This is a genomic window from Paenibacillus sp. FSL H7-0442, assembly GCF_038593105.1.
Classification (GTDB): Bacteria; Bacillota; Bacilli; order Paenibacillales; family Paenibacillaceae; genus Paenibacillus; species Paenibacillus polymyxa_D.
The window spans coordinates 3,052,866-3,065,606 of the sequence record NZ_CP151963.1; the positions used below are offsets into that span (position 1 = coordinate 3,052,866).

At 44.5% G+C, this 12,741-nt stretch carries 11 protein-coding genes; 3 read left to right on the top strand and 8 right to left on the bottom strand.

What is annotated here, in order from left to right:
• A complete protein-coding gene (locus MHH57_RS13195; RefSeq protein WP_029517480.1) occupies nucleotides 1-789 on the bottom strand; it encodes an SDR family oxidoreductase in 789 nt (262 codons plus the stop codon).
• Nucleotides 790-992: 203 nt separating this feature from the next.
• Nucleotides 993-1,994 (bottom strand): copper amine oxidase N-terminal domain-containing protein, encoded by a 1,002-nt coding sequence (locus tag MHH57_RS13200; protein ID WP_342434197.1) that lies wholly within the window; start codon nucleotides 1,992-1,994, stop codon nucleotides 993-995.
• Nucleotides 1,995-2,245: 251 nt separating this feature from the next.
• Between MHH57_RS13200 and MHH57_RS13205 the strand changes: the two genes are divergently transcribed.
• Nucleotides 2,246-3,163 (top strand): AEC family transporter, encoded by a 918-nt coding sequence (locus MHH57_RS13205; protein ID WP_069011754.1) that lies wholly within the window; start codon nucleotides 2,246-2,248, stop codon nucleotides 3,161-3,163.
• A gap of 341 nt (nucleotides 3,164-3,504) precedes the next feature.
• Here the strand turns inward: MHH57_RS13205 and MHH57_RS13210 are convergent, their stop codons facing one another.
• The 3 genes from MHH57_RS13210 to MHH57_RS13220 form a co-directional block, all read right to left on the bottom strand.
• Complete coding sequence (locus MHH57_RS13210; protein WP_342434198.1) at nucleotides 3,505-6,576, bottom strand: X2-like carbohydrate binding domain-containing protein; 3,072 nt, start codon at nucleotides 6,574-6,576, stop codon at nucleotides 3,505-3,507.
• Between the two features lie 448 nt (nucleotides 6,577-7,024).
• On the bottom strand, nucleotides 7,025-8,197 hold the full coding sequence (locus tag MHH57_RS13215; RefSeq protein WP_069011749.1) for a M20 family metallopeptidase: 1,173 nt from the start codon (nucleotides 8,195-8,197) through the stop codon (nucleotides 7,025-7,027).
• Nucleotides 8,198-8,366: 169 nt separating this feature from the next.
• A complete protein-coding gene (locus MHH57_RS13220; RefSeq protein ID WP_029517475.1) occupies nucleotides 8,367-8,876 on the bottom strand; it encodes a GNAT family N-acetyltransferase in 510 nt (169 codons plus the stop codon).
• 116 nt (nucleotides 8,877-8,992) lie between these two features.
• On the opposite strand from MHH57_RS13220, the gene xerS reads away from it, so the two are divergent.
• On the top strand, nucleotides 8,993-10,093 hold the full coding sequence (gene xerS / locus MHH57_RS13225) for a tyrosine recombinase XerS (RefSeq protein ID WP_029517474.1): 1,101 nt from the start codon (nucleotides 8,993-8,995) through the stop codon (nucleotides 10,091-10,093).
• Between the two features lie 4 nt (nucleotides 10,094-10,097).
• On the opposite strand, the gene mobB is transcribed toward xerS, so the two are convergent.
• The 3 genes from mobB to MHH57_RS13240 all read right to left on the bottom strand — a co-directional run bounded on the left by mobB (nucleotide 10,098) and on the right by MHH57_RS13240 (nucleotide 12,355).
• A complete protein-coding gene (mobB, locus tag MHH57_RS13230) occupies nucleotides 10,098-10,646 on the bottom strand; it encodes a molybdopterin-guanine dinucleotide biosynthesis protein B (protein ID WP_029517473.1) in 549 nt (182 codons plus the stop codon).
• Nucleotides 10,643-11,920, bottom strand: coding sequence for a gephyrin-like molybdotransferase Glp (gene glp / locus MHH57_RS13235; protein ID WP_029517472.1), 1,278 nt, complete (start codon nucleotides 11,918-11,920; stop codon nucleotides 10,643-10,645). Before glp ends, mobB begins: the two co-directional genes overlap by 4 nt.
• 195 nt (nucleotides 11,921-12,115) lie before the next feature.
• Nucleotides 12,116-12,355 (bottom strand): helix-turn-helix transcriptional regulator, encoded by a 240-nt coding sequence (locus MHH57_RS13240; RefSeq protein ID WP_029517471.1) that lies wholly within the window; start codon nucleotides 12,353-12,355, stop codon nucleotides 12,116-12,118.
• Nucleotides 12,356-12,443: 88 nt separating this feature from the next.
• Here MHH57_RS13240 and MHH57_RS13245 point away from each other — a divergent pair, with 88 nt between their 5' ends.
• Entirely contained in the window at nucleotides 12,444-12,659 is a 216-nt protein-coding gene (locus MHH57_RS13245) for a helix-turn-helix transcriptional regulator (protein WP_016820733.1), read from the top strand.
• Nucleotides 12,660-12,741: the final 82 nt, after the last annotated feature.

The following is a 12,741-nucleotide window of genomic DNA, read 5'->3' on the forward strand; positions in this document are numbered from 1 at the left end:
TTATAACGATTTAATCATTCCGCCATCCACAAGGATGGTGCTCCCTGTCAAATAGGATGAAGCTGAAGACGCCAGAAAAGCAACAACTTTACCGAACTCTTCAGGCTCTCCATACCGCCCCAATGGAATGCCCTCTTCTGCTTGTTTTCGAACCTGATCCGTCGTTTGCTGGGTTTTCTCAGCTCGATGCTCGTCCAAGCTACGCACGCGATCGGTTGCAATTCTCCCCGGTGCTACAGTATGTACCAGAATATTATGAGGAGCCAATTCCAGAGACAATGTTTTCGCCAATCCAGCGACTCCAGTACGTAGCGTATTTGAAATGATTAGTCCCGGAATTGGCTGCTTAACTGAGGAAGAAGCAATATTTAATATCCTACCGCTTTGTTGTTTTTTCATATAGGGTAACACCTCACGGATCAACCGGATATGACTAAGTAAATTTTGTTCAAAGGCCTGCATCCACACTTCATCAGTAAAATCATCAAAGGTACCAGCAGGAGGCCCACCCGCATTGTTAACCAAAATATCAACGGTGCCAAACAAATCAGCTGTACGGCGGATGGCCTGGGAGATATCTTCTGGTTTTGTTACATCGCAAACTACATATTCAACGCGGCCACTCGCTGTTTCCAGTAATTCCGCCTGCGTCCGCTGAAGCTCTGCTTCGTTCCGTCCTGAAATGATGACATTCGCACCCTCGCGTGCCAGCTCCCGTGCGCTTGCCTTGCCGAGTCCTTTACTGGAACCTGCAACAAAGGCTGCTTTTCCCGTTAATCCTAAATCCATCTATAACACTCCCTTTTGTCAGTGTTCTCTATTTAATTGTACACATGACCAGCACATAATGCGAATAGCTTGGTAGTATCATGAAGGCTATCTATCCTCTCACCATTAAAAAGAATACGGAATCATTCATTGCAAGGTAAAACAAAAAGGCCTGACATTTAGTCAGGGGCCCTTTTTGTTTACAAAATATTTGTTACAGCACGTTATGATGTTGATGCAGGTGTTGTTGGCTGCTCGTATACAACAACGGACTGGCTCTCAGGCTCCCATTTAACATTTGTCCCCAAGACCTCTCCGATTACCCTTACAGGTACCATTGTCGTCCCATCCACTATGGATGCTGGCTGCTCGATAGAATACGGCTGACCGTTAATATATGCTTTCGGACTGTTAACAAATAATTTGACGGACACGCCGTTACGGGTGACAGTAACAGCCTTTTCTTTCGGATCCCAGGAAACCTTTGCATCCAAAGCTTCGGAAGCTGTTCTAAACGGAACAAGTGTGGTCCCATTGCGGTTAATCGGTTTGGCGTCGTATTCTTCACCATTCACGAACAGCTTCATACCCGACGGCCGTCCGGCCTTCTTCGAGAATTCACCCAGCTTTTTGTAGCTGTCCAGATCGGACACATTAGCCAGTACCGCCTCCTCCTGCATGTAAACGGCATCTGTCACATTTCCGTTTTCAGCCAGTAGCTCAGCTGCCTCAGTCAGTGCTTTACCAGAATTCCGGATCAATTCAAGTTCAGCAACCTGCTCCGAAGTCAAACGGTCCGGGCATTTCGTAAGCAGCAGATTCGCAATAACCGCTCCTGCCGGCTTATCCTTCGTATTTTCTACCGCGTGAAGCAGACCCTTGTAACCGTTGCGTCCCTTGTGACCATTATGGTCTTTGGACCCCCCGTATGTATCATCCGTTACTGTAACAGGTTCAGTTTTTCTGATTTCTGCGTGTTTGTCTTTTTTACTGTTTTCATCCTTTTTACCGGATGCTTTGTCCTTTTGTTTTTTGGACTGATCATTGTCTGAGTCATGGGGATTGATTAGCTCTTCCCCGCTCTTTTCATTCCCGTCTTTAACAGACGTCTTTGCTTCCTGTTTGTTCCCCTGATCATTTCCGCGTCCCTGCTTGGCTTCAGCGGTTCCCGCTGCCAATCCCAAGACCAGTATACACGCTAGTAAAGCTGTCCAAGTGTTTTTCATGATGCGATTCCTCCTTATAGTAAACACCGGGCTCAATCGTCCCTAGATGTATTAACGGTTTCTCTAAGCTGATTTTTTATCTTTTTTTATTTAATGTGTGAGACACCACTATAGCTGCAGTCCAGATTACCAAAACCACTATAAAATTTTATTATACGTCTAACCTATTTACACAGTATAATGAGAAAATGCCCATGCATTTATAAGAAACAGCCTTTACATTCGCATAATAGAAAGAAGATGAAACAGACATGTTCGGCACCATTCTTTTGGACGTTGTTTTACCTATTTTTGTACTTATCGGTTTTGGTTGTATCATGCAATATTATTTTCGACTGGATTTGTATACCTTAGCTAAAATCAATTTTTATTATATCACCCCCGCAGTTGTGTTTACGGGTCTATATCACTCGGAAATTTCTTTAATGCTCATGGGTGAGGTTTCACTTTTTTATGCCTTGTACATAGCTATTCTGTACGTAATCAGTACTACCGTCGCCAGATCGCTGAAATACAGCCCTGGAATGCGTGGAGCTTTTACAAACAGTGTAATGCTAGATAATTCAGGAAATTATGGTCTACCAATCAATCAGTTAGTGTTCAAAGGTGATCCGCTAGCCATTTCCGTTCAGGCTCTGATTATGACCTTTCAAAGCTTTGTTACATTTACATACGGTACTTTTGTTGTACAGAACGGTAAGGCTAACACTCGAAAAATTTTAATTAATTTTTTGAAAATGCCTGTACCTTATGCACTTGCACTAGGTTTGCTCCTAAATCTGTTGCATAGTCCGTTGCCTAATTTACTGGCTGAACCTTTGAAATATATTAGTCAGTCGATGGTTGCCGTGGCTCTACTTACTTTGGGAGCACAAATTGTGCAATATCCCTTTCGTTTGCGCCGGACAGCCGTATACATCAGTATGGTACTACGCCTGATTGCAGGTCCACTGGTCGGTTTTCTGCTCGTCTTGCTACTGGGTCTTAAAGGGATTCCCGCTCAAGCCTTGCTCATTGCATCGGGTATGCCTACCGGAGTTAATACAAGTATTTTGGCGGAAGAATATAAAAATGAACCCGATTTTGCCGCACAAACAGTATTACTATCAACGATTATGAATGTCATTACGATGACACTGTTAATTTCAGTATCCCGGCATCTTGTTTGAGGTGTATGATAATATAAAAAATGGATTAGAGACGCTTTTTGTCTAAGGACAGGAGCGTTTCTTTTTCGAGATAAAAGAACATACGTTCCTGTTGTTGCTTCTTTTTTCTACTTAAGGTGGTGTGTTTGTTATATTGAGATCGTATGCGAGAAAGAGTTTTTTTCTATTGTTAATTTTTCATATAATGAAATAATTATATTATCTAATTTGAATCTCTATTAGTTGCTGTTTTCAACTTGTCGTTGCTTTTTCCTAAAAAAAGAATGCGGGACAACAAGGTCATCAAAATAAAGCCAGCTCACTCATTAGAGTGGCTGACTTAGGATTATCCTTATTAAGGTTTAGGGCTCAATTCCCCATTGCTTGCTTCCAGACAGATAAGCGGTTATTTTAGCAGAATCTTGTAAACTGTTTGCTGTAGGATTAAATGAATAATCATCGGTCTGTGTGTAACTACTCCAGTCCTCTTTGGATATCCGGGTTTGCAAATCCACACTTTGACCAGGCTCTAAAGAACCCGCAGCCGATTTAAACCCAATTTCTGCATAAGAGTCTGCCCCTGGCTTCGCATTGGATAATGTTTTGAAGCTAGCAATCACATTCCCTGTACCGACGCTCGACCAATCCGTGAAGAAATTTTGTGTTTTCTCCCCGTTAATGGTGTAATAATAACGCAATGTCACATCTGCTAGGGAAATGGATGAGGTTCCCGTATTGGTTATTTTAAATTTGGAACTGATTGTATTGCTTGTGGTGGATACATTCCCATTGAAGGTTTGCACCTTCAGAACGCCCTCGCCTGTTCCTGGCTCACTTGGCGTATCCCCTTTCACCGTAATCGTAAACAACGCATCATTGCCTGTACTAAAATGGAAGTTTAGTGCTGTCTCTCCTTTAGGAAGTTTAGATAAATACTTGTTGGTAAGAACGACTGTATCCTCACTAAGCGTATAATCTTCACCTTTGTTCAACACCACACTCCCCTGCTTGATCGCTTCCAGCGTATTGCCGTTAAGTGTTAGCTTGACAGTAATATCTGTATTGTTGTTATTCACTCCATAGGTTGCAGTCGTTGGTGTAATACTTGCTTGCCCGGTAGATGGCTGATCACCACCCACACGATCTACCACCAGAATGCCGCGGCCATTCGTTCCCAGATAAGCACGTCCATAAACCCGCGGGTCCCCAATAATTTTGGTCACTCGAGCATATTGATGTTTGTCATCATTAATGCGCGCCCAGTTTGCACCAGCATCGTCCGATCGGTAAAATCCACGTGTACCATCTATTTTACCAACGATAAATACCGCTGCATACGTGCGGTTCGGCGCTGCCTTACCAAAGCCTACAAAATCCGCTTCCTGCACATTAGAGAGCTTGGTGAACGTAGCGCCGGAATCGTTGGAATGCCATAAACCATATGCCCCCCCATCCTCGGAGCCTCCGGCGAACCACACATCTCCTTCTGCTCCTCGTACAGCATCAATATCAGCATTGCCTGCTGTCGGTAAGCCAGTTACCGCTGAAGGCGTAAAGGATACGCCACCATTGGTGCTCACATATATTTTCCCGGAGGCAAATGCGTAATATTTATTAGGGTTCACTCGGTCAGAGACGATCTTTGCATTCGCTGGAATCCCTGTGCTTGCTGTCCATGAGTTGCCACCAGTTTTGGAGTAGAACACACCTTTGTCTGAGGTACTCCACAGCAAGCCATTACCATCTGCTGCTACAGCGATGCTGCCCCCTCCTGCTGTACCAGAAGGCTCGCTATTTGCCTTATACCAGTTGGCTCCACCATCATTGGAAATACCGATGGATTTGGCATTTGGATCTTTTTTATAATCCGCTTTACCTACCCGAGCCATAAAAGAAGGATTCAGCTCGGCATAATCAATACTTTCGCTGCTTGTAAAAGTCGGATTATCCAGCATTTTAGCTGGAGCCTTGAATAAATCGTCATGTCTGAATCCAGAGACATCACCTACTGCGCTCACCAAAGGCGCGCCGGTTGGAGGGCTCACCAGATCCAAAATCGCCGTTTCCTCTACCCCTTTAGCGGCTACTGAAATATCCAGCTTTCCGCCTTTATCCCAATTGGTTAGATTTTTAGAGCCATAAATCGTAGCTCCGGTGCCGTACAACATATGGTCTGAATTAAATGGATCTATCTCCAGATCACCGATCATCCACCCCAGCTTGGGCGATACTTCCGGTGGAGCCGGGTTGGCATTGAAAGTCAGCCAAGGTGCACCGCTTATATCCAGATTATATTTCAGCTTGCGAGACGGATAACCATCAAATTCCCAAATAGGACTCCAGGTTGCCCCACTGTCCGTGCTGCGGTAAATCGTTTCATCCGGCCACCAGGCATTCAACGTAGCAACCATAAGTGTACCTGGCTTCTGGGCATCCACCGTCAGTCCACCATATCCAAAATGATTGTCCGCGCTACTGCTACCTATGGGGCTAATGTTAGTCCACTGCCCGCTGGCTGTATTCAATTTCCACAGTTCACCCTTTGTTCCGTCATATGGACCGGCTCCATCGCTATAAGAAATATATAGATTGCCGTCCGTTGATAACACACCGTGATGTGGCAAATAGCCCGTAGGCTGTCCCGCTATAGCAGACCAGGTTGTCCCGCCATCTGTACTGCGATAGACACTTTGCTTTTTATCTGCTACACCTACATAGATCGTCTGCGTTGCTTTACTCGAAGAGCCTGTTTTTTTGTCAAAGGTGATCCAGGCTAAACCGACAATGTCGCTGGTATATTCATTGGAAGGGTCCTGTACATACGTCCCTGGATTTGGGAAACTGCTCACCTTGCTCCAAGTTGCTCCAAAATCAGAGCTTTTCCATAGTCCATTACCACTTCGAGCTCCAAAGAACAAAATATTATTCCTATTTGGATCAATCGTCAGACGTTCCCCCATCGAGCGCCCCGGCATATTGCCCCCCACCTTAAAAGGAAGCTTGGTCGTCTGCCACGTATTGCCCCTGTCGGTGGAACGCATAATTTGCCCGTTTTGTTTATCCCATGAATTAGTATACGTACCTGTAGCTATATATACACGGTTTGGATCAACAGGATCAGTTGCTAGTGCATCGACACCATTTTTGTTCCAATCCTCCCAGCCCACAGAATCCGTCAGCGGAATCCAGCTCTCATTGGCAGCATTCCACCGGTAAGCCCCTCCAATATCTGTACGTGCATAGATCAGGTCTTTTTCCGTTTCATTAAAAATAATGCCAGGTACAAAACCACCACCTCCACCCGTAACGACACTTTTCCAACTGTAATCGTCACTTGAAGCAGCATGAGTCGGCGCTATCATTCCTGTCCAGGAAGCACCCGCTACCACAAGCGCCAAACAAGCAATCTTCAACCTGTTTTTTGCCTTAGTCAATGAATTCAACCTCCTTCTTCATAATCATTTGAATATACGAATTCGTTCCTATCGTTATCGTTGCTTCTCACAATTCTGACAAATGTTCTCTTAGACTCACCCCCATTCATCCCAATAAATATAGTGCAACACCCAATTTGTTAGCGCTTACACTGTTGTCATGCTCAATAGATTCGTCATCTTTTTTTCATTTCCTTGTACGAAAAATCAAGATCATGCGATATTATCTCCTGCTCCGCAGCTTATAGTATGAGGTTTAGACTTCCTTCAGAGTTAACACCTTTTATTTATTTCTATTATGAATTTTTCACATAGTGAATTAATTACTTTATTTTCATTCTTTATGGGTGTCAAAATACTTGGATTTACAACAAAAAAACCGCGCTATGCGCGGTTCCAGCTTCCGTTACTTCCGTTAATACTGGCTTTAGTCATAAACAAATGCATATTATTGCAAGTATTCAAGCGCCAGAGCTAAAAAAATATGCCCTGAGACGAGCAATGCCCGCTCATCAAAATCAAAGTGAGGATGGTGATGAGCAAAATGCGTTCGTTCATCCTCATTACGGGCACCTACATGAATGAAGGCTCCCGGTCGTTGCTCCAAATAATAGGCAAAATCCTCTGCTCCCATGACCGGCTTCAAATCCAAAAAAGCGTCTGCTCCATACAGTCTGCCGATGAGCTCGCGTACACGCTCCGTTTCGGCTTCGGCATTCACCAAAGAAGGATAGCCATTCAAATAGTCCATTTCGTATCCGGCATGATAAGCCTCAGTCAACCCCTTGACGATACTGCGAATTTCATTCTCGACTTCCTTACGCACTTCCTTATTAAACGTACGTACAGTCCCTTCAATTTTGGCCTTATCTGCAATCACATTAAAGGCAGTTCCAGCTTGAAATACCCCAATTGTTAACACTGCTGATTCAATAGGGTCCACCCTGCGACTAACCACCTGCTGCAACCCGTTCACAATTTGACTGCCGATAACAATAGAGTCTACCGTCTGGTGCGGTCGTGCGCCATGCCCGCCTTTACCGTTGATCTGGATCGTAAACGCGTCGACAGCCGCCATCGCAGGCCCACTCTTTAATCCAATTTTACCAAAAGGAATTTCAGACGCGAGGTGAATACCGTATACCGCCTCTACCCCTTCCAGACAGCCATCCTCAATCATAAACTTGGCTCCGCCAGGCGGTTTTTCTTCTGCATGTTGAAAAATAAACACAAGCTTTCCCTTCAGCGCCTCACGGTTATGGCTCAACACGCGTGCCACTCCAAGTAATGCAGCCGTGTGACCATCATGCCCGCAGGCATGCATAACACCCGGAACGGTCGATTTATAAGGCACTTCCTTTTCATCCTGAATAGGAAGTGCATCAAAATCAGCACGAAATGCAATCGTTCTACCTGGCTGACCGCCTTCTAAAAACCCGAGCACACCGTTTCCACCCACATTCGTTCTTACCTCAATACCAAAAGAGCGCAATTGATCGGCGATAAAAGCAGATGTATTCGTTTCTTCAAAAGAAAGCTCGGGATGCTGATGTAGATGTCTTCTCCACGCAATCAGCTCTTGTTCACCATCTTTTAATTCCTGAACCCATTTTTCTAGCATAATACCCTCTTTTCCTATTGAATTTATATGCTTCTATCCTTATCTTACCATGAACAGCCTGTAGAATGTAGCTCTCTTATCATAGAAGACTTGAATTTACAACAAAAAAGAGCCGATAGGATACTCTCCCCAACTCTTTTTCATTACTAACTTATCTATTTAGAATTTTTCAGGTATTGAAAAACTGACTAATGTTTCCTCTTACGGGATGTGTCTGTTCCCTGTACTCACCTTTCGTATAGCTTCCAATCACCTTACGCCAAAAGGATTGTGCCGGCCTATTCGTACTCATCTGGGTCACCTTCCAGCGTCCGTTAAAACGTCCAAACAGCTCATGAGCCGCCCAAGTCCCAACCCCATTATGCCGATAAGGACGAAGTACAAAGAACTCAGCCATGTAGTAGTCAGCTTCTCGATTGCTGGACATTCGGTCAACGAGTGCAAAGCCCACAGGAACATCCTGTCTCCAAATCAGAAAAGGCAACTTCTGTTCGCCGCTCGTCCAATATTGATACAAGTCTGGATAAGCCGGGAATGTCCCCTTCTCAGTGACATCAATTCGCAGATAGGCTGTAAAATCGTATAAATAAAATTGCATGAGCTGTACAATAATGTCCTTTTGCGACTCCGGTACACTCTTAATAGACAGCTTCAGTTCCGATTTGATATTATACCCCATACTTTCACCTCTCTTGGCGGTTCAATCCGTTCTTTAACTTCGAATTACATCCCATCCAGTGCTGTTCAAAATATGCTAAAATACATATATATTATGACCGGACGAGGTGGAACCCAATGAATATACAAAAGATCATCGACCGGCGCAAACTAGATGAAAAAATGCCGGGATTACCATGGTACGTGCAGCAATTTATGGATTATAAGCTGCCCGACCTGTCCCCTTCCACACTACTAGAATATGTGCGGGATTACGAAGCTTTCTTTTCATGGCTTCGCTCGGAAGGCTTGTCTGCCGGAGAAACGAATGCCCAAGTTACACTTGAAGAGTTGGAGACACTTCACATGGACAGTATTACAGGCTTTCGATTATTTCTGTCTACTAAGCTCGAAGGCTCCAACTCCCGTATAACCATTTCACGTAAGCTGTCGTCTCTGCGTTCGCTTTTTCATTATTTAAGTCAGATCGCTGAGGATGAAAATTTTTATCCATTGCTCAAACGCAACATTATGGCCAAGGTCGAAATCAAGCGTATACATAAACCCAAGGATACGGCGGCCAAGCTTAAAGGTAAAATACTGGAAGAGGAAGAATTGCTTGAATTCATCGGTTATATTTATGAAGGCTATGGTCAGGATTTGGCCGATAATAAGCAGGCGCTATACTCCTATGAACTAAATAAGGAACGGGATGCCTGCATCGCCAGCCTCATTTTGAACTCAGGCCTGCGCGTATCTGAAATCGTCAATCTGAATCTGGATGATTTAGACATAAACAATAAATTATTATATGTGTATCGCAAAGGCAATAACGACGAAACCTTTAAAACGCCGGTGTATTTCCGCGAGCAATCCAAAGATGATCTCGTACTTTATTTGTCCCTGAGACATACCCGTTACCGCGCTCCAAAAAAAGAAAAGGCTCTCTTTGTCACACGTCCTAACGGGAGTACAGAAGGCAAACGGATGACCAAAAGAGCGATTCAGGCAATGATCATAAAGTACGCCAAGCGTTTCGGTAAGCCTTACCTTACCGTGCATAAGCTTCGTCATTCCTTTGCTACTGATTATTATTTACAAAATGATATTTACAAAACAAAGGAACAACTGGGGCACGCTTCGACAGAAACAACAGAAGTGTATGCCCACCTGACTGACAAAACCATGTCCCAGGCGATCGAACGGCGGGTAGAGACTCTAAGCGACTCAGCCGATTGATGTCTCACCCCTGCTTATTCCTCATTCCTTCTATCTGCTTTTGAATCTGTTCGAGTAGCCAGCGGCCTGCGGGTCCGTTGGCCTCAGCAGGAAATATTTGTATCATTTCATCTGAGTAGTGATGTTGAGCCCAATCCATTTGATGCTCCCAAACCGCTACCCCCTGTACATTTGTCAGCTTATCGGTAAGCTGAGCATCCGATTGTTCCTTAACCATGACCAGCTTCGGATAATCCTCCTGCTTGAAGCCTTCCAGCAACACACAATCATAGGCCTGAAAATGCCGTATCAGACTGGTGACAGGCTGACTATTCTCCTCTAAAATAGCTGTTCTTCCAGCCGAAACAATAGCTACGCCTTCAGCACCCGCCTGTCGGTGCTTATACGTATCAGTACCCTCATGATCCATTTCAAATTCATGTCCATCATGCTTGATCACTGCTACGCGTAGACCTGACTTCTGCACATAACGAATTAACCCTCCGAGAAAGGTCGTTTTCCCCGTATTTTTGAATCCGACGATTTGACATACAAATGGATGTTTCGTATTCACGTTACCTGTCCACCTTGTAATACCAGTACTCGCACCTCTTCACCTTTGCGTAATCCTTCTGTTGTAGGAGGAATCACGATCAGACAGTCGCTGTCCTTAATGGTCACCATGACACTAGATTCATCTGCTCGCGCAGGAATCGCGTATACTTGTCCACCACGTATCTCCAAAGAGCTGCGTACAAAGCGTGTATAGTTGTTTACCTTCGTATAATCTGCGCCTAACTTCGCCGTCCAGGTTTGTAAATATGGATGTGCCGAAGATAACATCATTTGGATCGTCGGCCGTACAAACAGCTCACAGCCTACAAAGCACGCACCGGGGTTGCCTGAAAGCGCAAATAACAGCTTGCCGTCAATCACTGCGGCTGTGGTCACACTTCCTGGACGCATCGTAACTTTGTTGAACAGCATATTCACATCTTCCTGTCGTACCAGGTCACCCATAATATCAAAATCCCCCACCGATACTCCTCCACTCGTGACCACGATATCATAGGCAGCTATGGCTTCACGTACAGAGGTACGGGCAAGACTCAAATCATCATGAATGGCTTGTAAAATGAACGGCTCTCCTCCTGCCTCTCTGATTTGAGAAGCCAGCATATATGTATTACTGTTTCGAATTTTTCCCGGTTGTAACGGCTCATCCACTGCGAGCAATTCTGACCCTGTGGAAAAGACAGCCACCCTTGGCTTCCTGTAAACAGGCACCCGATGTACACCAAAAGTAGCCAGTACTGAGACATGCCCCGCTCCCACGCAAGTTCCCTTACTGAGCAAAAGCTGACCTTCCTTAATCTCATGACCAATTTGTGTCACATTTTTGCCAACTTCCATACGCTTCTTTAAGCCAACATATGTCTGTCCATTTTCCTCACGCAGCTGTGTCGCCTCCAGCATAACCACCGTGTCCGCTCCTTCAGGTAGTTGTGCTCCTGTCATGATGCGGGCTGCCATTCCCGTCTCCACCCGCTTGTCCGATACAGTGCCACAAGGAATTTCATCAATCACGTGTAGCCAGATTTCCTGACCGGTCGAACAGACTTCAGTGTCCGAGGCAAGGATCGCATAGCCGTCCATACCAGAACGACGAAAGCGGGGATACGGATGTGGCGCAGTCAAATCCATCGCCAGATAGCGACCATGTGCTTGCTCAAGCCCTACGTCCTCCCTTTCACCCTGTTTAACATGACTAGCTATCCTGCTTTGTGCCTCTTCCACCTGAACTGCTTTACGCTGGAATTTTTCTGCGTTTAATGATGTATGATTCATATTCTCACTCCGTTCTTCTTAAATGCCCTCTTTCTGTTATAACGCTAAAACCGTTATCTGGCAAATCCAAACGGTATTTATTGAATTGCTCCAAGTCTTTATCCGCCAAAAAACAGCCTGGATATCATATCGCGGCTGTTTTTGGTAGATTTCAGTTTTTAATTTTGCGTATCATCCGGTCATTTCTCTATTTTATTAGTTTATATTAATTTTTCCGAAATAGATTGAATCTATTGAAACCTCATATAACGAGGACATTTGCTGTGCTCGAGCTATTGTTAAATCGGATGAATCTTCCTCTATATGTTTTAATTCATTCATTGACATACCAAGTATATTGCAAGCTATTAACTCACTATATCCTGAAGCGAGTCGTGCCATCTTTATTGTATAAAAGCTAGTGCAAGTTACATTTTCATTTTTATCTGCAACCATCCAATCAACTCCACAATATAATTGATAAAAAAGTAATTTACCTGTATACTCTGAACGAAACACTTTTCCCCTGTTAGGAGCAAGTAAGGTGCAAAAACTTACTCGGGGGAAATGCCTTTTGAAAGAGGAACTCAAATCTCATGGACGCACTCAATCATGGCTCGCCCGACGAACTGGATATTCGCGGCAACAAATATCCAACTGGATCGCGGGACGTGACAAAATGTCATTCGAGGCGGCAGTCCTCATTTCTAGGATATTGGAGTGTAAAGCTGAGGACTTATATGAGTGGGAACTTGCCTGACAAACAGGCATTTCCTTCGGGGCATTTGTACATGCCGGCATTTACAATATATATCCCGCTTTCACCCTCCTTTTCTTATATG

Bases quoted from the DNA above. Each gene is read 5' to 3' on its own strand.
- MHH57_RS13205 (WP_069011754.1), top strand. From the start codon at position 2,246: ATGTTCGGCACCATTCTTTTGGACGTTGTTTTACCTATTTTTGTACTT.
- MHH57_RS13240 (WP_029517471.1), bottom strand. From the start codon at position 12,355: ATGGTTGCAGATAAAAATGAAAATGTAACTTGCACTAGCTTTTATACA.
- glp (WP_029517472.1), bottom strand. From the start codon at position 11,920: ATGAATCATACATCATTAAACGCAGAAAAATTCCAGCGTAAAGCAGTT.
- xerS (WP_029517474.1), top strand. From the start codon at position 8,993: ATGAATATACAAAAGATCATCGACCGGCGCAAACTAGATGAAAAAATG.
- MHH57_RS13215 (WP_069011749.1), bottom strand. From the start codon at position 8,197: ATGCTAGAAAAATGGGTTCAGGAATTAAAAGATGGTGAACAAGAGCTG.
- MHH57_RS13220 (WP_029517475.1), bottom strand. From the start codon at position 8,876: ATGGGGTATAATATCAAATCGGAACTGAAGCTGTCTATTAAGAGTGTA.
- MHH57_RS13200 (WP_342434197.1), bottom strand. From the start codon at position 1,994: ATGAAAAACACTTGGACAGCTTTACTAGCGTGTATACTGGTCTTGGGA.
- MHH57_RS13195 (WP_029517480.1), bottom strand. From the start codon at position 789: ATGGATTTAGGATTAACGGGAAAAGCAGCCTTTGTTGCAGGTTCCAGT.